We start from the raw sequence: 19,872 nt of genomic DNA, 5'->3' as shown, positions 1-19,872 counted from the left end.
AAAGCGCCTGGTTCGCTGAGCTTGTCGAAGCGCTTCGACGGGCTCAGCGAACCACTCCGGCTCAGCGAACATGCGGACGTCGGCGGCTGCTGGCACACTGGCGCGCATGGCGATCCTCGCAGCGTTGCAGCAGATCCTCCCCGGCCGCGCCTTCGGGCCCGGCGATGCCGAGTACGAGGCCGGCAGCTCGGTCTTCGCCGGCGTCGGCTCCCCCGAGGCGGTGGTGCGTCCGGCGAGCGCCGACGAGGTCGCGGCCGCGGTGCGTGCGGCCGCAGCGCACGGCACCCCGATCGCGGTGCGCTCCGGCGGCCACGGCAGCGAGCCGATCGACGGCGGACTCGTCATCGACCTCGCCGAGCTGAACACCGTGTCGCTCGGCGACGGCCGCCTCGTCACCGTCGGCGGCGGCGCCCGCTGGGGCGACGTCGCCGCCGCGCTCGAACCCGCCGGCCTCGGCGTGAGCTCGGGCGACACCCGCGACGTCGGCGTCGGCGGGCTGACCCTCGGCGGCGGCATCGGCTGGCTCGTGCGTCAGCAGGGCCTCACGATCGACGCACTGCGCTCGGCCGAGCTCGTCACGGCCGCGGGCGAGGTGCTGCAGCTCGACGCCGAGCACCACCCCGAGCTGTTCTGGGCGATCCGCGGCGGTGGCGGCAGCTTCGGCGTCGTCACCTCGTTCACCTTCGAGGCGGTCCCCGCCGACGGGCTCGCGGGCGGGCACCTGCGCTTCGCCCAGACGGATGCCCCGGCGGTGCTCCGCGCGTGGCGCGAGGCGGTCCGGTCCGACGAGGCGCTCAACTCGACGCTGCTCGTCTTCCCGCCGTTCTCACCCGAAGTGCCCGCGGGCCCGATGGTCGCCGTCGCGAGACGCGGCAGCGAGGCCGAGCTGCGCGACGCGCTCGCACCGCTGCTCGCCCTCGACTCCCTGGAGGAGACGGCGCTCGGGCCGGTGGCGTATTCCGAGCTGCTCGAAGACGCCCCGCCGGGCAAGCCGCCGTTCCGCTTCGTCGGCGGCAACGGCTTCGCCCCCGAGCTCGACGACGCGCTGCTCGAGGCGTGCCTCGGCGCGCTCGAGGGTCCGGCGCCGACCATGCTGCTGCTCCGCACGCTGGGCGGGGCGTTCGGGCGGGTGCCGGCCGACGCGACCGCCATCGCCTTCCGCGACGCCGAGACCTTCGTCGTCGTGAACGCGGTGCTGCCGAAGGACGCCCCGGAAGACGAAGTCGTGGCGCTCCGCGCCCGCCACGACGCGGTGCTCTCCCGGCTCAGCGGCGTCTACGGCAACTTCTCCGAGGAGCGCGGCGAGCACGTCATCCGCGCCATGTACCCGTCCGAGACGCTCGCGCGGCTGCGGCGGATCAAGGCCGAGGCCGACCCGCAGCACCTCTTCCGCCACGGGCACGCGATCGCGCCGGCGTAGCCGCCCGCCGTGGCGGCCTCGTCCGCTGAGCCTGGTTCGCTGAGCCTGGTTCGCTGAGCCTGTCGAAGCGAGCCGGTCCGAGCGCTTCGACGAGCTCAGCGAACCAGCCGACGCTTCGACGAGCTCAGCGAACCAGCCGACGCTTCGGCAGGCTCAGCGAACCGGCCGACTACGCGGTCGGCGGGTCGGCGTGCAGCTCGGTGTCGGCGGCGGCGCGGCGCCAGGCGGTGAACGCGACCTCGAGCCCCGCGCGCGAGGGCGCGCAGATCATCGGGCCGGCCTCCGCAGCCGCGGGGAACGGCGTCACCCGGAACGTGCGCCACGGCCCCTCGTCGGCCCGGGCCCGCAGCACCACGGCGTCGCCGATGCGGCTCGCGCGGATGGTCACGGTCCGCCCCGCCCACTCCGGCACCGGCGCCATCGACCAGTCCGAACGGCCGTCGGTGACCACGGCGCCGAGCTGGGGCACGCCGTCGCTCAGCTCCAGTCCCGCCTTCACCCAGCGCTCGGGCCCCGCGACGAGCATGATGCCCGCCTGGTCGTAGAGCTCGGTGAGGGAGGCGCTGTCGAACGACACCTCGATCGCGGCATCCGCCGGCCAGGAGCCGAGCAGCGCGTGCCCGTCGTCGTGCACGAAGCCGTAGAGGGTCTCGCGCCAGTAGTCGCTGCCCTCGACGGCCCGGACGAGGAGGGCGCCGTCGCGCTCCTCCGCCGCCACGGGCTCGCGGGTCCAGCGTCCGTCGGTCCAGGGGATGCGCATGGGCCTCAGCCTACGTAGCCGTGGAAGGGGTCCTCGCGCTCGGCGCGCTTCAGCTCCGCCGTCTCGACGGCGCGCTCGAGGTCCTCGAACAGCTCGCGCATGCGCTGCGGGCGGGCGAGCTCGTACTCGGCATCCACCTCGATCTGCGGCCACTCGCGGTCGAGCCGCGCCTCGATCGCGCCGGCCACGTCGTTCCACGCCTCGTCGCGGGCGCGGGTCGCGAACTCGTGGAGGTACTCCGGGTCCTCGCGGAGCTCCCAGAGCCGCTTCGCGACCGCGGCGTAGACCTTCTCGCGACGGCGCAGGTTGCCGGTGTCGGCGCGGCGGTAGTCGTGCTGGTGCTTCGCCTTGCCCTCGCGCTTGGCGGCGGTCTCCCGGTCCTCGGCGGAGAGCTCGGCGGTCGCGTCGGCCTGCTGCACGAGCTCGTGCAGCACCTCGCGGGCCGCCGCGGCGGCGCGGTCGTCGTCGTAGGGGTCCTCACCGCGGAGGGCCTCGACCACGAAGCGGTTGCGGAGCGTCATCCGGCCGGCGGACTCGGCGAGCATCACGCCTTCGTCGATCATCTCCTCGACGCTCGGTGGCTGGACTTCGGGCAGGGCGGAACGGTCGAACGCCTTGAACTTCGGACGCCTCCGACGGAACCAGCGCATCCCCGCTCCCTTCCGACTCCGATGCCCGGCTACGAGCCTAGCGGCGCACGGCTGGACGAGGGGAGGGCGGGAGGGCAGGAGCGCACGCTCAGGGGCAGTGCAGCTGCGTGCGCTCGCCCGAGCGGTCGATGTCGTGCTCCGACATCGGCTTGCCGCAGATCGGGCAGGCCGGGGGGCGCGTGGCGACGGGCTCGTCGTCGTAGGGGCCGAGCGGCGGCGGCCCGATGTAGGGCAGGAGCTTCGCGTTCAGCTTGTCGATGAGGCCCGCATACCCCCGTCGGGGCTGTTCGCCTGCGGGGTGTTCTCTTCGTGTCACAATCATTAGTGTACTAATTATTAGCTCATGCGCAATACTGGAGGGGTGACCATGCAGGACCAGCGCGCGAGCGACGACCGCACGGATGCCTCGATCGTCGAGGTCGACGGCGAACCCATCGACCTCCTGGCGCTCGAGAACCAGGTGTGCTTCGCCCTCGCCGTCGCCGCCCGCGGCGTCATCGGCGTCTACCGCCCGATCCTCGAGCCGCTCGGCCTCACCCACCCGCAGTACCTCGTCATGCTCGCGCTCTGGCAGCGGAGCCCGCGCACCGTCCGCGACCTCGGCGACGCGCTCCAGCTCGAGCCCGCGACGCTCTCCCCGCTGCTGAAGCGGCTCGAGGCGCAGGGCTACCTGACCCGGCAGCGCAGCGCGAAGGACGAGCGCGCCCTCGACGTCGAGCTCACCCCGACCGGTCGGGCGCTCCGCGAACAGGCGCTCGGCATCCCGCCCCAGGTCGTCGACCGGCTCGGGATGACGCTCGAGGAGCTCGGCTCCCTGCGCGACCGCCTCGGCGAGGTCATCGACGCGGTCCAGCACGGCGAGCGCTGAGCCCGGCTGTCGAGCCGAGCCGGGTCACTCGTGCGGGTCGAAGCCCGCGATCCGGCCGTCGGGCGAGGCGAACTTCGCGATGAGGCTGCAGTCCTTCGCGCCGTAGCCCTCGCCGATCAGCCGCTCGAACTGGTCCAGCGCGATCCGGGCCGCCGGGGTGCGCACCCCCGAGGCCGCCGCCGCCTCGACGGCGAAGGAGAGGTCCTTCTCGGCGAGCGCCGCGGTGAACGTCGCGTCGAAGTTGCGGTTCGCCGGGCTCGTCGGCACCACCCCGGGAGCGGGGTACCAGGTGCGCAGCGGCCACGACTCCCCCGACGACACCGAGGCGACCTCGAAGAAGCGCTCCGCGTCGAGTCCGAGCGACTCGGCGAGCGCGGCGCCCTCGGCGACACCCAGCAGCGAGACGAAGAGCATGAGATTGTTCGCGAGCTTCGCGGCGATGCCGCTCGTCGGGCCGCCGAGCTCGAAGACGTGGCCGGCGAACGGCTCGACCACCGGCCGCGCGGCCGCCATCGCACCCGCCTCGCCCCCGAGCATGACCGTGAGCGTTCCGGCGGCGGCCCCGGCGATGCCGCCGGAGACGGGGGCGTCGACGAAGCGGATGCCCCGGGCCGCCGACTCCTCGTGGCACCAGCGCGAGGTCTCGACGTCGACCGTCGAGGTGTCGAGCAGCAGCGCCGAAGCCGGAGCCGTCTCCCACACGCCGCCGGGGCCGGCGTAGACCGCGCGCACGTGCTCGCCGCGCGGCAGGGAGGTGAAGACGGCCTCGACCCCGGCGACGGCTTCGGCGATGGAGGCGGCGACGCGCACGCCCCGGGCCGAAGCATCCGCCGCGGCATCCGCGGTGACGTCGAAGCCGCGCACCTCGTGGCCCGCCGCGACGAGGTTCCCCGCCATGGGCGCGCCCATGTGCCCCAGCCCGATCCAGGCGATGACCGACATGACGACCTCCCGACCCCGGTGTCGATGTGCTCCCCTCCACGGTACGCCCGAGGCGCGCCGGACGGGCGACCGAGGTGCGGCGGAGGGGCGCCCGCGCGGGCTACAGGAGCAGTCCGCTCGGGTCCGAGAGCTCGCGCCACCCCTCGGCGGCGACGGCCCGGGGCATCCGATCGGCGGCGACCAGCTGGGGCATCGCGAGCCCGGCGAGGGCGGCGAGCTCGCCGATCGGCAGCTGGAAGGTGCGGAAGCCGCCGAGCTCGGGCAGCGCGCCGCGCCCGGCCGAGCCGGGCTCGACCTCGGCGAGCCGCTCGGCGAGCCCCTCGATGAGCGCCGACTGGTCGAGCAGGAAGCCCGCGGCGGCGAGCCGATCGCCGCGCAGCCACGCCACGACCTTGAAGAAGCGGCGCGGCAGACGGATGCCCCGGTACGGCGAGTCGTCGGCGGCGAGCACCGGCGCAGTGAAGACCGCGAGGCGGAGCCCCTCGGCCGCGCCGAAGGCGAGCACGTGGTCCTCGAGGCCGAGCCAGAGCTCCTTCGACTGGTTGAACCCGGCCGCCTGCGGCGCGGCGTTCGGGTAGTGGAAGGTGTCGGACTCCGCGCGGGCGGCGACGGCGGGCTCGCCCCACACGGGATCGCGACGGCGCACGAGGTGGCCCCGGTCGAGCGGGTTGTCGGCGTAGACCTCGGGCCCGGTCTGCCCGTCGGCCGGGATGCGCGGGTCGAGCCGCCACGCCTCGCCCGAGCGCTCGAGCTCGACGAGCGCGGTCCCGTCGAGGTTCACCCCGGTGACCCGCGCCAGCCGGCGCCGCTGGTCGAGGCGCACGGAGAAGTGCACGTAGTCGAGCAGCGGACCGGAGCCGGCCGCGTCGAGCGGCACCGGCAGGGGCAGTTCGATCCCGAGGAAGTCCGACTCGTATCCCATGCCCCCAGCCCAGCACATCCCGCCGACGTGCGGGCCCCGGCGAGGCGCATCCCTGCGCCCGGCCGCCGAGGCACGGCAGAATGTCCCCATGGATCTGCTGCTGGCCGGCGTGCTCGCGCTGCTCGCCATCGCCGCGGCGACGGCCTTCGCCCCGAAGCTCGGCGTGGCCGCGCCGCTCCTGCTCGTGCTCGTGGGCCTCGGGGTCGGGCTGCTGCCGGTCGTGCCCGCGTTCGAGATCGACCCGGAGTGGATCCTCGCGGGCGTGCTGCCGCCGCTGCTCTACTCGGCGGCGGTGTCGATGCCGGCGATGGAGTTCCGCCGCGACTTCGGGGCGATCAGCGGGCTCTCGGTCGTGCTCGTGGTCGTCACTTCCGTGCTCCTCGGCCTCCTGTTCGCGTGGCTCATCCCCGATCTCGGCATCCCGGCCGGCATCGCGCTCGGCGCCATCGTGAGCCCGACCGACGCCGTCGCGACCTCGATCGTGAAACGGCTCGGCGTCTCGCCGCGGGTCGTGGCGATGCTCGACGGCGAGAGCCTGCTGAACGACGCGAGCGCCCTCGTGCTGCTGCGCTCGGCGATCGCGGGGATCGCCGCGACGGTCTCGCTCTGGAGCGTCGCCGGCTCCTTCGTCTACTCCGTGGTCCTCGCCGCGGTGATCGGCATCGTCATCGGCTGGCTGAACCTGCGGCTGCGCGCCCGGGTGATGAATCCGACGGTGAACACGGTGATCTCCTTCACCATGCCGTTCCTCGCCTCGATCCCGGCCGAGCACTTCGGCGCCTCCGGGCTCGTCGCCGCGGTGGTCGCCGGGCTCATCACGGGACGCGGCGCGGCGAAGTTCCTGAGTCCGCAGCATCGCCTGTCCGACGCGCAGAACTGGCGCACCGTCGAGCTCGTGCTCGAGGGCGCGGTGTTCCTCATCATGGGCCTCGAGCTGACCGCGATCGTCGACGACGTCGAGACGGCGCACTCGGGCGCCTGGCACGCCGCGGGGCTCGCGGCGATCGCCCTCGCGGCGACGATCCTCATCCGGGCCGCGTACGTCGCGCCGCTCTTCGCGGGGCTCGCCCGCCGGGCACGCCGGGCCGAGGCGGTGCGGGAGTTCATCCGCACGAAGCAGCAGACGCATCCGGGCGCCGCGATCCCGGTGCATCCCAAGGCTTCTCCCGCCCAGGCCGAGCGGGTGCGCTCGATGTTCCGTCGCCGCGTCGCCGACATCGACTACTACCTCGACGAACGGCTCGGCTGGCGCGAGGGCACGATCGTCGTCTGGGCCGGCATGCGGGGCGTCGTCACGCTGGCTGCGGCGCAGACCCTCCCCTCCGACACCCCCAACCGCTCGCTGCTCGTCTTCATCGCCTTCCTCGTCGCGATCGGCTCGCTGCTGATCCAGGGCGGCACGCTGCCGTGGCTCGTGCGCTGGGTGATGCCGGCGCGCGACCCGGAGGACGGCGCCGCCGAACGCCGCGAGCTGCGCCGCCTGCTCCAATCCGCCGCGATGGCCGAGGTCGCGGGCTCCGAGGACCCCGCGATCCGCGCGATGGCCGAGCGCATGCGCGCGGCCTGGCAGCTGTCCAACCAGGAGGGCGCGGGCGACGACGCCGACGAGGAGCTCGCCGAGGTCGAGGGGGCGGATGCCTCGGCGGAGCCCGCGACGCCGGCGGTGCCGGTCCCGGGCGAGGCCGAGCAGCGCCGGCTCGTCGACCCGGAGCGGGTGCGCCAGCTGCGACTCCGGATGATCCGGGCGCAGCGCGACGCGCTCCTCGACGCCCGCGACGAGGGCCGGTTCAGCGCCGCCGCGCTGAGCGCCGCGCTCGAGGACCTCGACGCCGAGCAGATCAGCATCGAGCTGAAGGCGATCGAGTAGCGCACCGGGCCATCCGGCCGCCGTCCCGGTGCGAACGGAATCCGTGGCGCGATCCGCGTCATGATCGCCCCGCATCCGCATCCCTTCCGTAGGCGCATCGCGAACGGAGGGAGACCGGATGGCCCGCCACCTCGAGTTCGTCTTCGGCCCGCTCGGCGAGGAGACCCGGCTCCCCTGCGCGTGCGCCCGTGAGGGCAACCATCTCCGCCCCACCTCGCTCGACCGCGTCGGCGCCCTCGACCCCGAGTCCCTCGCCCGGGCGGAGCGGCTGCGCGCCCGGCGTCGCGGCCACCGGCGCCGCTTCCGCTACGAGCTCGCGCAGGAGCCGCGCCACGCCGCCTGACCGCGGGCGGGCCCGTCATCCTCGCGGAGTGGTCCCGGGGTACCACTGATCTCCCTCGACCGGCTGATGCCCGACCCCCGCCTCGCCGAGTGAACTGGAACCATCGCCCGGCGCGGCCTCTGCCCGGCGCGCTCGTGCACCGATGCCCGCTCCATCCGGCCGTGCCCCCGACCGGAGATCGCCATGACCTTCCTCACCCGAGCAAGTCTCGCCAACCGGGCCATCGTCGGCCTCATCACCATCGCCATCGCCCTGCTCGGGCTCGTGGCGATGGGCTCGCTCCGGCAGGAGCTGATGCCGCCGGTGAAGTACCCCGGGGCGTTCATCTCCGTGCAGGCGGCCGGCCTCGCCCCCGAGCAGATGGCCGAGGTCGCGACCGAGCCGGTCGAGCAGTCGCTCCGCTCGGTCGCGGGCATCACCGAGGTGAGCTCCGTCTCGAGCACCGGGTCGGCGCAGATCTCGGTCACCTGGCCGTTCGAACTCGACGCCGACGAGACCGAGCGGGCGATCCGCGCCGCGGTCGACGGTGCGAAGGCCGCCCTCCCGCAGGGCGCGCGCGTCGACGTGATGTCGGGCTCCAGCAGCGACATGCCCGCGATGATGCTCACCGCGGGCTCGTCCGGCGACCCCGTCGCCTTCGCCGACTCGCTCGAGCAGACGGTGCTGCCGGCGCTGCGCTCGGTCGACGGGGTGCGCGAGGCGACGCTGTCCGGGCGCGAGGAGCAGCGGGTCGAGGTCTCGATCCGTCCCGCCGACCTGGAGCGGCTGAAGGTCGAGGCGGCCGCCGTGCTCCAGGCGCTGCAGGCGAACGCGGCCGTGCTGCCGGCCGGTCAGGTCGACGGCGCCGAGGGCGCCGTCTCCGTCACCGTGGGTCCCGGCCTCGGGAGCATCGAGGCGATCCAGGCGCTGCCCGTGCAGGTCCAGGAGGGTTCCGTGCGGGTCGGCGACGTCGCCGACGTCTCGCTGCAGTCCGTGGCGGCGACGAGCATCTCCCGCGTCAACGGCAAGCCGGCGCTCACGATCCAGATCACGCCCGGCTCCGGGGCGAACGTCGTCGACATCTCGCACGGCGTCATGGCGCAGCTCGACGACTTCAGCGAGTCGCTCGGCGCCGAGTTCGTCACGCTCTTCGACCAGGCGCCGTATATCGAGCAGTCGATCCACGACCTCTCCGTCGAGGGCGCGCTCGGTCTCCTCTTCGCCGTCATCGTGATCTTCGCGTTCCTCCGCTCATGGCGCTCGACGGTGATCGCCGCCGTCTCGATCCCGCTGTCGCTGCTCATCACGATGATCGGCCTCTGGTGGAGCGACAACACGCTGAACATCCTGACGCTCGGCGCGCTCACGATCGCCATCGGACGCGTCGTCGACGACTCGATCGTCGTCATCGAGAACATCTCCAGACACGCGGAACGGCGCGCACCCACCCCGGCCGACATCGTCGCCTCGGTGAAGCAGGTCGCGGGCGCCATCACCGCCTCGACGCTCACGACCGTCGCCGTCTTCCTGCCGATCGCCTTCGTGTCGGGGCTCACCGGACAGCTGTTCCGGCCCTTCGCCATCACGGTCACGATCGCGCTGCTCGCCTCGCTCGTCGTCGCGCTGACGATCGTGCCCGTGCTCGCCTACTGGTTCCTGAAGAACCGGGCGGCGAAGCGGGCGGCGGCGGATGCCTCGGCGGAGTCCGTGGCGGCCGGCCCCGCCGGCGCGGCCGCACACGACGCCGAGCACGACGCCGCACCGCTCGACGCCGCGGCCATCGCCCAGGCGGAGATGCAGAGCCCGGAGGACCGCCTGCAGCGGAGCATCATGCCCGCGCTCGGCGCGACGCGACGGCATCCGCTGATCACGCTCGGCGCTTCCGTCGTCATCCTCGTGGCGACCCTCGCGCTCAGCGTCGTGATCCCGACCGACTTCCTCGGCGAGTCCGGGCAGCAGAGCCTCTCGCTGCAGCAGACGCCGAAGGACGCCGTCGACCTCGCGTCGCGGGCCGAGGCGGCCGAACCGGTCGAGCGCGCGCTCGGCGAGGTCGCAGGTGTGCGCGACGTCGTCGCCGCCATCCCGGCGCAGTCGAGCACCTCGGGCGAGCCCGCGCGCATCACCTACGACATCCTCCTCGAGGAGGGCGCGAAGGCCGACACCGTCCGCGGGGACGTGGAACGTGCGCTCGAGCCGCTCGGCGACCCGGCGCAGTTCGAGCTCACCGCGGTCGACACCAGCGGCTTCGGCGGCGGCGGCATCGAGCTGCGCGTGCTCGGCAACGACCCCGTGGCACTCCGCGAGGCGAGCGATGCGCTCGTGAAGGCCCTCGAAGGGGAGCCCGGCGTCGACAAGGCGACGAGCAGCCTCTCCGGCGAGCAGCCGGTCGTGCGCGTCGTCGTCGACCCGGTGAAGGCGGCGGCGCTCGGCTTCGACCAGCAGCAGGTGGCCCAGGCCATCGACGCCGCCCTGAGCGGCACCCCCGCGGGCACCCTCATGCTCGAGGGGCGCGAGCGCGACATCGTGATCCGCACGAGCACCGTCACCGGAGGTGCCGCCGGCGTCGCCGAGCTGCTGCTGCCGGTCACCCCGAAGCAGACGGCCGCCGCGCAGAAGGCCGCGTTCGACAAGCTGAAGGCCGAGCAGGAGCAGCAGGCGGAGAGCGCCCAGGCCGAGGCCGCGGACGCGCTCGAGGAGCAGATCTCCGACGCCCAGTCGGCCCGCGGGGAGCTGAGCGAGCAGCTCGCCGCCATGCGCGGACAGCTCGCCGCCCTGCGCGCGGCGCCCATCGTCCCGGCGAAGCCGGGCACCCCGCAGGAGGAGGCGAACGCCGCGGCGATCCGCGAACGCCAGGAGCAGCTGGCCGCGCTCGAGGGTGCGATCGCGCAGACCGAGCAGGGCATCGCCGCGAGCGACGCGCAGGTCGACCAGCTGCGTCAGGCGCGAGACGACGCGGCGGAGCAGCGCGCCGAGGCCGAGCGGATGACGCAGGAGCAGACCGCCGCGGGCGAGCTGCGCGGCACCCCCGTGCGCGTCGCCGACGTGGCCGCCGTCACCGAGGAGCTCACCGCCCCGTCGGTCACCCGCATCGGCGGCGAGCGCGAGGTCGCGATCTCGGTCACCCCGGAGAGTGGGGCGCTGGATGCCGCGAACGCGGCCGTCACCTCGGCCATGGCCGAGGTGAAGCTGCCGGGCGGCGTGCACTACGAGGTCCACGGCGTCTCCGCCGAGCAGGACGAGGCGTTCGCCCAGCTGGGGCTCGCGATGCTCGCGGCGATCGTGCTCGTGCTCTTCGTCATGATCGGCACGTTCCGCAATCTCCGCCAGCCGATGATCCTCCTCGTGTCGGTGCCGTTCGCGGCGACCGGCGCCCTGCTCGGGCTGTTCCTCACCGGGACGCCGCTCGGGCTCCCGGCGCTCATCGGCCTGCTGATGCTCATCGGCATCGTCGTGACGAACGCGATCGTGCTCATCGACCTCGTGAACAAGCTGCGCGAGGGCGGAGCGGAGCTGGACGACGCGGTGCGCCACGGCACCCGGCTGCGGCTCCGCCCGATCCTGATGACCGCGGCGGCGACGATCTTCGCGCTCCTGCCGATGGCCTTCGGGCTGACCGGCGGCGGCGTGTTCATCTCGCGCCCGCTCGCGATCGTCGTCATCGGCGGGCTGATCTCGTCCACCCTGCTGACGCTGGTGCTCGTGCCGATCCTGTACCTGCTGTTCGAGCGGGGCCGGGACCGGCGGATGACCCGGCGCGCCGAGCGCCGCGAGCGCCGCGCCGCGCGCCGCGACGGCGGCTCGGGCACGAGCTCGAACGAGGGCGGTTCGAACGGCGGTTCGTCGGACGGCGGCACAGGTTCCGGACCGGGCACGGGGGTCCCCGGTCCGGAGCTGCCGTCGCCGACGGCCGGCTGAGGCGCGTGCCGGGCAGCATTGGGGGCTGCCCGGCACGGCGCCCCGCGCACGCACCGGATGCGGCTGCACGCCATCCGGTGCGTGCGTGTGCCTGCGTGCGGCTGCCCGGGCGCGGTCGAAGCTGAGGCCAGCCGACCCTCGGGACCGCCGGGGCTCGGGACCGCCGGGGCTCAGGCGTTGTTGAGGAGGAACCCCTCCATGCGGAGGCCCCGCCCGGTGGTGCCCACCGTGAACCGGTCCGACCCCACGTCGACCCCGGCGCGCTGGTCGCCGATGTTCTGGATGTGCGCGTACGCCCACAGGCGGTACGAGCCGATCCGGGTGACCTCGACCGCTTCGATCGCGAGGGCGCGACCGGTCGTGCCGACCGTGATCACCGAGCCCCGCCCGCTGGTGCACTGCTGCTGCTGCCAGCCGATGTTCGCGACGTGCGCGCGGAGGCAGAGCCGCTTGTCGTTCAGCTGCCGGACCTGGATCGCTTCGAGTCGCAAGCCCTGGTTCCGGGTTCCCGACGCCTGGGTCCACCCCCGGTCCTGGATGTGCGTCAGCACCTCGAAGTCCTTGGCGTCGCTCGTGTAGTACGCCGACGCGGGTTCCGCGGCGGCGGGCACCAGGGCTCCCGTCAGCGCGCCGACGGCGAGTGCGGCGACCGCGGCTCGCCGCTTCCATCCGGATGCCTTCGGCGCTTCGGTTCCGGGTCCGACGATCTTCCGGCGCACAGCCATGAGATCCTCCTCATTCACTCGATCGGGTCCCCGGATCCAGCCGCGAGCCTACCTCGCGCATCCGCGAAGCTGGAATCCCGACGTCATAGTCGTCCCGAACCGGGCGCGGATCAGGACGCGCCGGCGCAGCTGACGGTCGCGGCGTCCTGCCCCTTCGTGCCCGGGGCGAGCGTCGCCTTCGGCTTGGGTGTCGGCGTGGCGCCCTGGGTCGGCGCCGGTGCGTCCGCTGCCGGGGCATCCGCGGCCGGGGCATCCGCCGCCGGCGCGTCGGCGGCGTCGCCGACGTCCTCGCCGCCGTCGGACGCGTCCGCCTCCGGATCGTCGGTGGCGAACACGAGCGCCTCGTCCGCGCCGAGCGCGGCGAACAGCGCCTCCGCCTCCTCGGCGATCGGCTCGACCCGGTTCGGGTCGGCCCAGTAGTCGCGCACCGGCAGCTGCACCAGGGCGATGTTCGCGAGATCGATGTTCGCGAGCGTGCCCGCGAGCCCGACGAGGGCGTCGGGGCCAGCCAGGCCGTCGTCGACCGTGATCGAGCGGCTCGCGGCATCCGCCAGTCCGAAGAGCGCGACCGGGTTCGTGAGCGTCCCGGCATCCTTCACCTTGCGCGCGAGCGCCGAGAGGTACGTCTGCTGGGTCGCGATGCGGCCGAGGTCGCTGCCGTCGCCGATGCCGTGCCGCGTGCGCAGGAAGGCGAGGGCCTGCGCACCCTGGATCGTGTGCTCCCCCGCGGCGAGCGTGAGACCCGAGTCGGGGTCGTCGACGTCTTCCGCGAGGCAGATCTCCACGCCGCCGATGGCGTCGGTCACCCCGATCACCCCGTCGAAGTCGACGATGATGAAGTGGTCGACGTCGAGCCCGGTGAACTCGCGGATCGTGTCGAGCGAGCAGTACGGCCCGTCGTTCAGCACCCCGTTGATCTGCACGGACTCGCGCGCGTCGATGACCTCGCCGTCGGGCGTCGTGCACTCGGGCGTCGGGAGCATCGTGTCGCGCGGGATGCTGACGAGGGTCGCGTTGCTGTGGTCGCTCGAGACGTGCAGCAGCATCATCACGTCGGATCGCGCGCCGCCCTCGTCGCCGTAGTTCGCCGAGGTCTGACCCGCGCGCACGTCGGAACCCATGATGAGGAGGTTCACCGCGCCGTTCCAGTCGGGGATCTCGGGGCCGTCGGTGTCGCCCGGCCTGGCGACCGAGTTGCCGGCGATGTTGCCCGCCACCCGCGCCGCCATGATGCCGGCGAACGCGACCCCGGCCACGAGGAGCCCGGTGGCGACGCCCGCGACGCCGAACAGCACCTTCCGCCGCCGCGAACGACGGCGGCCGTGGGCCGGCGGGCGCGCGTCACGACGAGCGCCGCGCGCGGACGACGAGGGGTCGGCGGGCGGCTGGGCGGTGCGGGGCATCCGGTCTCCTTCGGTCGGCCGGGTGGAGTCGCCACGGTATCGACGGATCCGGGGAGGATGCCGGGAGCGGGCGGCGCGTCGCGGGATTCACGGGATGCCCCCGGCCGGCGCCGATCGGGCCGCCGGGCTGTCGAACCTTGGGTCGCAGAGCTGCCGGGCCTTGGGCCGTCGCACCTTGGACCGGCGGCGCGAGCTCAGCCGGCGACGAGCACGCCGCCGAGGGCGACGCCCGCGACGACGAGCGTCGAGGCGCCCGCGAGCGCGACCGGGCGCAGGCCCACGCGCCGGAACATCGAGAACCGCACCCCGGTGCCGAGGGCGAACATCGCCATCGCGAGGAGCACCGTCTGGACGACGCCGGCACCGGCGAGGACGCCCGCCGGCAGCACCCCGGTCCACCGCACGAGCACCATCACGAGGAAGCCGACCACGAAGAGCGGCACGATCGGCGGGCGCTTCCCGGACGGCGCCGCCCCCTCGGCCTGCTCGCGGCGCAGCACCCGGCGGCGCTGCACGGAGACGACCGCGAGCACGGGCGCGAGCAGCAGCACCCGGGCGAGCTTCACGACCACCGCGGCGGCGAGTCCCGCGGAACCGATGGCCGAGCCGGCGGCGACGACCTGCGCGACCTCGTGGATCGACCCGCCCGCCCAGAGCCCGGTCTGCACCTCGCCGAGCCCGAGGGCGGAGCCGAGGAGCGGCACGAGGGGGATCATGATCGTGCCGAACAGCACGACGAGGGCGAGGGCCGTGACGACCTCCTCCTCGTCCTCGGTCTCGATCACGCCGTCGACGGCGGCGACGGCCGCGGCGCCGCAGATGGAGAAGCCGCAGGCGATCAGGAGCCGCTGCGTCGGGGAGACGCCGAGGGCGCGCCCGATCGCGAGGGTGGCGATGATGCCGACCGCGACGATCGCGACGACGACGGCGATCATCCCGGGCCCGAGGGCGAGGATGTCGCCGAGCACGAGCTGCAGGCCGAGCAGCACGATGCCGATCCGCAGCAACCGCTTCGCGGCGATCGCGAGGCCCGGGTCGAGCGCGGCCGGGAGGGGCAGCAGGTTGCGGCAGGCGACGCCGAGCACGATCGCGACGAGGAGCGCGCTCACGGTCGGCAGCACGAGGGTGAGCGCGAGCGAAACCCCGGCCGCGGCGAGCGCGGCCGCGAGACCGGGGGCGAGGGCGCGGAGGCGTGCGGACCGAGAGACGGGGCTGGATGCGGGGCTCGGACCTGCGGGACTGCTCACCAGATCACTCTGGGTGCCGCCCGGCGATCCCAGTAGCCGTCGATCGGGCATCGAGTCATATCATCGTGATATGCCCGCATCCTCGCCGCAGCGCTGGCCCGATCTCGCCGTGCTCGAGCTCCTCGTCGCCGTGGCCGAGCACGGCGGCCTCGGCGCCGCCGCGCGCGCCGTCGGGATGGCCCAGCCGAACGCCAGCCGCGCCGTCGCCCGGCTCGAGTCGGAGCTCGGCCTCGACCTCGTGGCGCGGCATCCGCGCGGATCCGAACTCACCCCGGCCGGCGCCGCCGTCGCCGACTGGGCCCGCCGCGTGCTCGACGACGCCCGCGAGCTGATGACCGCGAGCGCCGCGCTCCGCGCCGACCGCGACGCGCACCTCGACGTCGCCGCGAGCCTCACCGTCGCGGAGTACCTCGCCCCCGCCTGGCTCGCCCGCCTCCGCCGCGCCCGGCCCGAGCTCGAGGTGCAGCTGCGCGTCGCGAACTCCCGGGAGGTGTTCGCGCTCGTCGCCTCGGGCGACTGCGAGCTCGGCTTCGTCGAGACGCCGCGCGTGCCGCCGGGGCTCCGCAGCGTCACCGTCGCCGACGACCGCCTCGCCGTGGTCGTCGCGCCGGATCATCCCTGGGCCCGGCGTCGGATGCTGACGCCGGCCGAACTCGCCGCGACCCCGCTCGTCGTCCGCGAGGGCGGCTCGGGCACCCGCGCCACCCTCGCCGCCGCGCTCGACCGGCTCGGCATCCCCGAAGCCGAGCTCGCGCCGCCGAGCCTCGAGCTCGGCAGCAACGCGGCCGTCCGGGTGAGCGCCGCCGCGGGAGCGGGTCCGGCGGTGCTCAGCGAACTCGCCGTCGCCGGCTGGATCGCCCGCGGCGACCTCGTCGAGGTCCCCGTCGACGGCCTCGAGCTCCGGCGGCGGCTGCGCGCGGTGCGCCGCGCGACGGCCCGGCCGAGCGACGCCGCCGCCGAGCTCGTCGCGATCGCGCGGCGCTCGTCGCGGCCGGCGTAGCACCGCCGACCGGGCGGGCCCGGCTCAGGCGGGGCGGAGGGTGGCGAGGATGGCGGCCGCGACCTCGGCCCGGTCGCGCTCGGGCTCGAAGACGAGCCACTCGAGTCCGGCCATGAGCACCGCCCCGAACACGGCCGAGGCGCGGAGCCCGGCGGCGGCCGACCCGCCCGCGGCGGGGGCGCCATCGGCGGGCCCGGATGCCTCGGCGATCGCCTCCGCGAACACGGCGAGCGCCTCGTGCCGGAGCGCGAACAGCGTCTCCTGCCAGGCCCGGTCGGTGCGGAAGATCTCCGCCGCCATGAGCTTCGCGAGCGCGGAGTTCGCCGCGATCACGTCGAGCAGCTCCGCGACCAGGGCCTCGATGGCCTCCTGCCCGCGCCGCTCGCCCTTCGCCCGCCGCAGCGACTCGGCGAGCGCCCCGACGCGCTCCTTCAGCAGGGCCTCGAACAGCAGGTCCTTCGAGCTGAAGTTGTAGTACAGGCTGCCCTTGGCGACGCCGGCTCGCTCGGCGACTTCGTCCATCGTCGTGCCGGTGATGCCCTTCGTGGCCGCCAGCTCGAGCGCGGCGTCGAGGATCTGGCGCTTCGTCGTGCTGGTGCGGGCCACTGGGGTCGTCTCCTGGTCGGGCGGTCGGGCTGGGCGGTCGGGCTGGGCGGTCGGGCTGGGCGGATGGCCGGGCGGCCGGCTCAGATCACGAGCTCGGGGTGCAGCCGGCCGATGCTCCAGACCCGCTGCTTCCCGGCGCTCCAGGCGCTGATCGCGAGCGATCCGACGAGGATGCCGGCCATCACGATCACCGAGAGCCACAGTCTAGAGTCCACCCCGCCGGTGATGAGCTCGCGCAGGCCGTTCACCACGTAGGTGGCGGGCATGAAGGGATGCAGCGCCTGGAAGAACGTCGGCGTCGTCTCGACGGGGTAGGTGCCGCCGGAGCTGCTGAGCTGCAGCATGAGCAGCACGAGGCTCACCACCCGGCCCGCGGCGCTGCCGAGCACGACGATGAACATCTGCTGCAGGGCGAGGAACGCGAGGGTCACGAGGTAGATGAACGCGGCCGTGCCGAGCCAGTACTGCGGCTCCAGGCCGATGCCGTAGACGAGCACCAGCACCATGATCACGACCTGCCCGAGGCCGATCGCCATGGCGGGCAGGAACCCGGTCATGACCGCCCGGATCCCGGTGGCGCCCGCAGCGAGCGCGCGGCTCGGCAGCGCACGCAGGATGAGCCAGGTGATGAGTCCGCCGACGAAGGTCGCGAGGGCGATGAAGAAGGGCGCGAAGCCCTCCCCGAAGCTCTTCGACTCGTGCTGCCAGCGCTCGTCGAGGGCCACCGGCGCCGACATGACCTCGGCCTTGGACTCGACGTCGGCCCGGCTCAGCTGCGGCGCCGATTCGGCCCCGGAGCCGAGCTCGTCGGCGAGGGTGCGGCTGCCGTCGGCGAGGGCGCCCGCGCCGCTCGCGAGCTTCGTGCCGCCCGCGGCGAGCTCGCCGGTGCCGTTCACGAGCGAGCCGGTGCCGCCCGCGAGGGTCGCGGCGCCGTCGGCGAGCGTCCGCGCGCCGGATGCCGCCTCGCCCGACTTCGATGCGAGGGTGGCGGCCCCGTCGCGGAGCTGCGCGGCGCCGGCGGCGAGCTCCTGCGCGCCGGGCTGCCCGGCCGCGAGGGCGCCGGCGAGCTCGTCGCTCTTCCCGGCGAAGGCGGCGCTCTTGGCGGCGTACGCCTGCACGCCGGGGAGCGCCTCCTGCGCCTTCCCGTCGAGCGTGCTCGCGCCGTCGGCGAGCTGCTGCATGCTGTCGAGATAGGCGGCCGCGGGCACCTCCGGGTGGGCCTGCATCGCGGCGAGCAGCTCGGCGAGGCCGCCGGAGAGCTGCTGCGTGCCACCCGCGAGCTCCCCGGTGCTCGTGCTCAGCGTGCCGGCGCCGTCGGCGAGCGCGTGCGCGCCGGTGGCGAGCGCCTGGGCGCCGGATGCCGCCTCGCCGACCTTCCCGGCGAGCAGCGCCGAGCCGTCGGCGACGCGCGAGGCGCCGCCCGCGAGATCGCCGGCCCCGTCGCGGAGCTGCGTGAGCCCGTCGGCGAGCGTGCCCGAGCCGTCGGCGAGTCGGATCGCCCCGGCGTCGAGCTGGTCGGCGCCGTCGGCGAGGTCTCCGATGCCGACGACGAGCGCGCCGGCCCCGGTCTTCGCGGTGGCGACCCCGTCGGCGAGCCGGTCGGCGCCGTCGGCGGCCCGGCGGATGCCGTCGCCCGCGTCGGTGATGCCGACGAGCAGGGTGTCGGCCGTGCGCTTCGAGACCTGCTCGGCGACGGCGTCCTTCAGCTGCACCATGGCCTGCTTGCCGAGGGTGGAGGCGAGGAAGTTGTTGGCGTCGTTGTAGTCGACCTCGACGCTCGCGGGGCGCGGCTCGTCGGTGCCGACCGAAACGGCCCGCTCGGAGAAGTCGCTCGGGATGGTGACGGCGAAGTAGTAGTCGCCGGAGGCGACGCCGCTCGAGGCATCCGCCGCGTCCGTGACGCGCCAGTCGAGCTGCCCGCCGTCGGTGAGCTCGTCGACGAGGTCGTCGCCGGCGGTGACCCGCTCGCCGTCGAGGCGCGCGCCGGAGTCCTCGTTCACGAGGGCGACGGGCAGGTTCTTCAGCTCGTCGGTGGGCGCCCAGAACGCCCAGAGGTAGAGGGCGCCGTAGATGAGCGGGATGAAGAGCAGCACCGCGATGGCGATCTTCGGCAGCGTGCCCTTCCGGAAGCGGCGCAGCTCGGTGCTGGGCGAGAGGAAGGCGAACATCAGGCGTGCTCCAGGAAGACGTCGAGCTCGTCGGCGGGGTCGGCGTCGGCGGGCGGAATGGATGCGTTGGAGGCGGCTGCGGCCGGGTCGGCCGCGCGCCGCAGGATGGGGTGGGCGGCCGGCTCGATGCCGAGCTCGGCCCAGCGCCCGGGTTCGGGGGCCGACGCCGAGACGACGACGGCGGTGCCGGAGCGCGCGATGGCGTCGAGGCTGCGCCAGACGGCGTCGCGCGCGGCGGGTGAGGGGAGCTCGTCGAGGCCGTCGAAGCAGAGCAGTCTCGGTTCGCTCATCATCGCGAGCGCGATGCGGAGGAGCGTGGTCTGCGCCTCGTCGAGCTCCCAGATGACGGTGTCGGGTGCGGGCAGCGGCGCCTCGCCGAAGATCGGGCCCAGGATGCCCCGGAGCGCCGCCTCGTCGGGCCGGCGTACGACGGCCCACCACGGCGAGATCCAGGCGGCCCGCTCGCGGACGGCGGCGCCGACGGTGACGGACTCCTCGAGCTCGTCGATGCCGGCGAAGCCGGCGATGGCGGTGCGGCGCTGCACGCGACGGGCGCCGCGGGGCAGCTCGTCGCCGAGGGTCTCGAGGGTGCCCGTCGAGGGCTTCATCCGGCCGGCGAGGGTGAGCAGCAGGCTGGTGCGGCCGCTGCCCGAGGGCCCGTGCAGCACGGTGAGGCCGTCGGCGAGGCGGAGGTCGATGGGGCCGTACACGGGGCCCCGCTTGGATGCGAGGGCGAGGTCGTTCGCCCTGACGATGGTCGGCACGTGCGTTCCTTCGGTTCGTGCGGAGTGATGGTTCGCACGTCTTTGTACTGACCAGTCAGTCTAATCACGCGAGACGGATGCCGCAAGCGCCCGGCCGCCCCCCTCCCGAAGTCGCGCAAACGGCCCCTCCCGCAGCAGCGACGCAGCAGTACGAGCGACTTCACATCGTGGAGTCGCTCGTATCGCGGATCCACAGGACGTCGAGCGACCGTTCGCGCGACCCCGCGGGCGCGGGGGCGTGGGGGCCGGGGCGGGTGGGGGCGCGGGGGCGTGGGCGCCGGGGCGTGGGGGCC

At 74.3% G+C, this 19,872-nt stretch carries 17 protein-coding genes; 6 read left to right on the top strand and 11 right to left on the bottom strand.

Annotated features, from left to right (window positions below; translation table 11 throughout):
- Positions 1-106 precede the first annotated feature (106 nt).
- Positions 107-1,420, top strand: a complete 1,314-nt coding sequence (locus ROT00_RS14760) for an FAD-binding oxidoreductase (RefSeq protein ID WP_404775787.1) — start codon at positions 107-109, stop codon at positions 1,418-1,420.
- 169 nt (positions 1,421-1,589) lie between these two features.
- On the opposite strand, the gene ROT00_RS14755 is transcribed toward ROT00_RS14760, so the two are convergent.
- From ROT00_RS14755 to ROT00_RS14745, 3 genes are all read right to left on the bottom strand, one after another.
- A complete protein-coding gene (locus ROT00_RS14755; protein ID WP_404775786.1) occupies positions 1,590-2,180 on the bottom strand; it encodes a DUF1349 domain-containing protein in 591 nt (196 codons plus the stop codon).
- Positions 2,181-2,185: 5 nt separating this feature from the next.
- Positions 2,186-2,830 (bottom strand): hypothetical protein, encoded by a 645-nt coding sequence (locus ROT00_RS14750; RefSeq protein WP_404775785.1) that lies wholly within the window; start codon positions 2,828-2,830, stop codon positions 2,186-2,188.
- Positions 2,831-2,918: 88 nt separating this feature from the next.
- Complete coding sequence (locus tag ROT00_RS14745) at positions 2,919-3,146, bottom strand: hypothetical protein (protein WP_404775784.1); 228 nt, start codon at positions 3,144-3,146, stop codon at positions 2,919-2,921.
- Between the two features lie 51 nt (positions 3,147-3,197).
- Here ROT00_RS14745 and ROT00_RS14740 point away from each other — a divergent pair, with 51 nt between their 5' ends.
- Positions 3,198-3,698, top strand: a complete 501-nt coding sequence (locus ROT00_RS14740; RefSeq protein ID WP_404775860.1) for a MarR family winged helix-turn-helix transcriptional regulator — start codon at positions 3,198-3,200, stop codon at positions 3,696-3,698.
- A 24-nt stretch (positions 3,699-3,722) separates the two neighbouring features.
- Here the strand turns inward: ROT00_RS14740 and mmsB are convergent, their stop codons facing one another.
- Both mmsB and ROT00_RS14730 read right to left on the bottom strand, forming a co-directional pair.
- Positions 3,723-4,640, bottom strand: coding sequence for a 3-hydroxyisobutyrate dehydrogenase (gene mmsB / locus ROT00_RS14735; RefSeq protein WP_404775783.1), 918 nt, complete (start codon positions 4,638-4,640; stop codon positions 3,723-3,725).
- 100 nt (positions 4,641-4,740) lie between these two features.
- Entirely contained in the window at positions 4,741-5,562 is an 822-nt protein-coding gene (locus ROT00_RS14730; protein ID WP_404775782.1) for a DNA/RNA non-specific endonuclease, read from the bottom strand.
- 88 nt (positions 5,563-5,650) lie between these two features.
- Between ROT00_RS14730 and ROT00_RS14725 the strand changes: the two genes are divergently transcribed.
- The 3 genes from ROT00_RS14725 (at position 5,651) to ROT00_RS14715 (ending at position 11,666) form a co-directional block, all read left to right on the top strand.
- On the top strand, positions 5,651-7,429 hold the full coding sequence (locus tag ROT00_RS14725) for a cation:proton antiporter (RefSeq protein WP_404775781.1): 1,779 nt from the start codon (positions 5,651-5,653) through the stop codon (positions 7,427-7,429).
- 118 nt (positions 7,430-7,547) lie between these two features.
- Entirely contained in the window at positions 7,548-7,772 is a 225-nt protein-coding gene (locus tag ROT00_RS14720; RefSeq protein ID WP_404775780.1) for a hypothetical protein, read from the top strand.
- A 183-nt stretch (positions 7,773-7,955) separates the two neighbouring features.
- The gene (locus tag ROT00_RS14715; protein WP_404775779.1) at positions 7,956-11,666 is read left to right on the top strand and encodes an efflux RND transporter permease subunit; all 3,711 of its coding nucleotides are present in this window, start codon (positions 7,956-7,958) and stop codon (positions 11,664-11,666) included.
- Positions 11,667-11,836: 170 nt separating this feature from the next.
- On the opposite strand, the gene ROT00_RS14710 is transcribed toward ROT00_RS14715, so the two are convergent.
- The 3 genes from ROT00_RS14710 to ROT00_RS14700 form a co-directional block, all read right to left on the bottom strand.
- Positions 11,837-12,391: a hypothetical protein gene (locus ROT00_RS14710; RefSeq protein WP_404775778.1), complete on the bottom strand. Its 555-nt coding sequence runs from the start codon at positions 12,389-12,391 to the stop codon at positions 11,837-11,839.
- 110 nt (positions 12,392-12,501) lie between these two features.
- The gene (locus ROT00_RS14705) at positions 12,502-13,794 is read right to left on the bottom strand and encodes an LCP family protein (protein WP_404775777.1); all 1,293 of its coding nucleotides are present in this window, start codon (positions 13,792-13,794) and stop codon (positions 12,502-12,504) included.
- 194 nt (positions 13,795-13,988) lie between these two features.
- The gene (locus ROT00_RS14700) at positions 13,989-15,041 is read right to left on the bottom strand and encodes a YeiH family protein (protein WP_404775776.1); all 1,053 of its coding nucleotides are present in this window, start codon (positions 15,039-15,041) and stop codon (positions 13,989-13,991) included.
- Positions 15,042-15,111: 70 nt separating this feature from the next.
- Between ROT00_RS14700 and ROT00_RS14695 the strand changes: the two genes are divergently transcribed.
- A complete protein-coding gene (locus tag ROT00_RS14695) occupies positions 15,112-16,041 on the top strand; it encodes a LysR family transcriptional regulator (RefSeq protein WP_404775775.1) in 930 nt (309 codons plus the stop codon).
- Between the two features lie 24 nt (positions 16,042-16,065).
- Here ROT00_RS14695 and ROT00_RS14690 read toward each other — a convergent pair whose 3' ends face one another.
- The 3 genes from ROT00_RS14690 to ROT00_RS14680 form a co-directional block, all read right to left on the bottom strand.
- Positions 16,066-16,647: a TetR/AcrR family transcriptional regulator gene (locus ROT00_RS14690; protein WP_404775774.1), complete on the bottom strand. Its 582-nt coding sequence runs from the start codon at positions 16,645-16,647 to the stop codon at positions 16,066-16,068.
- A gap of 80 nt (positions 16,648-16,727) precedes the next feature.
- Positions 16,728-18,815 carry a YhgE/Pip family protein gene (locus tag ROT00_RS14685; protein WP_404775773.1) on the bottom strand — a complete coding sequence of 696 codons (2,088 nt, stop codon included), beginning with the start codon at positions 18,813-18,815 and terminating at the stop codon, positions 16,728-16,730.
- On the bottom strand, positions 18,815-19,579 hold the full coding sequence (locus ROT00_RS14680) for an ATP-binding cassette domain-containing protein (RefSeq protein ID WP_404775772.1): 765 nt from the start codon (positions 19,577-19,579) through the stop codon (positions 18,815-18,817). The genes ROT00_RS14685 and ROT00_RS14680 overlap by 1 nt, the downstream gene beginning before the upstream one ends.
- Positions 19,580-19,872: the final 293 nt, after the last annotated feature.

The sequence above is a fragment of the Agromyces mediolanus genome (genome assembly GCF_044917495.1).
GTDB classification, from domain to species: Bacteria; Actinomycetota; Actinomycetes; order Actinomycetales; family Microbacteriaceae; genus Agromyces; species Agromyces mediolanus_B.
Note: the sequence above shows the minus strand (reverse complement) of the source record. Positions and strands in the feature narration are given on the sequence as shown.

Bases quoted from the DNA above. Each gene is read 5' to 3' on its own strand.
- ROT00_RS14740 (WP_404775860.1), top strand. From the start codon at position 3,198: ATGCAGGACCAGCGCGCGAGCGACGACCGCACGGATGCCTCGATCGTC.
- ROT00_RS14730 (WP_404775782.1), bottom strand. From the start codon at position 5,562: ATGGGATACGAGTCGGACTTCCTCGGGATCGAACTGCCCCTGCCGGTG.
- mmsB (WP_404775783.1), bottom strand. From the start codon at position 4,640: ATGTCGGTCATCGCCTGGATCGGGCTGGGGCACATGGGCGCGCCCATG.
- ROT00_RS14760 (WP_404775787.1), top strand. From the start codon at position 107: ATGGCGATCCTCGCAGCGTTGCAGCAGATCCTCCCCGGCCGCGCCTTC.
- ROT00_RS14685 (WP_404775773.1), bottom strand. From the start codon at position 18,815: ATGTTCGCCTTCCTCTCGCCCAGCACCGAGCTGCGCCGCTTCCGGAAG.
- ROT00_RS14750 (WP_404775785.1), bottom strand. From the start codon at position 2,830: ATGCGCTGGTTCCGTCGGAGGCGTCCGAAGTTCAAGGCGTTCGACCGT.
- ROT00_RS14755 (WP_404775786.1), bottom strand. From the start codon at position 2,180: ATGCGCATCCCCTGGACCGACGGACGCTGGACCCGCGAGCCCGTGGCG.
- ROT00_RS14715 (WP_404775779.1), top strand. From the start codon at position 7,956: ATGACCTTCCTCACCCGAGCAAGTCTCGCCAACCGGGCCATCGTCGGC.
- ROT00_RS14705 (WP_404775777.1), bottom strand. From the start codon at position 13,794: ATGCCCCGCACCGCCCAGCCGCCCGCCGACCCCTCGTCGTCCGCGCGC.
- ROT00_RS14695 (WP_404775775.1), top strand. From the start codon at position 15,112: ATGCCCGCATCCTCGCCGCAGCGCTGGCCCGATCTCGCCGTGCTCGAG.
- ROT00_RS14720 (WP_404775780.1), top strand. From the start codon at position 7,548: ATGGCCCGCCACCTCGAGTTCGTCTTCGGCCCGCTCGGCGAGGAGACC.
- ROT00_RS14725 (WP_404775781.1), top strand. From the start codon at position 5,651: ATGGATCTGCTGCTGGCCGGCGTGCTCGCGCTGCTCGCCATCGCCGCG.
- ROT00_RS14710 (WP_404775778.1), bottom strand. From the start codon at position 12,391: ATGGCTGTGCGCCGGAAGATCGTCGGACCCGGAACCGAAGCGCCGAAG.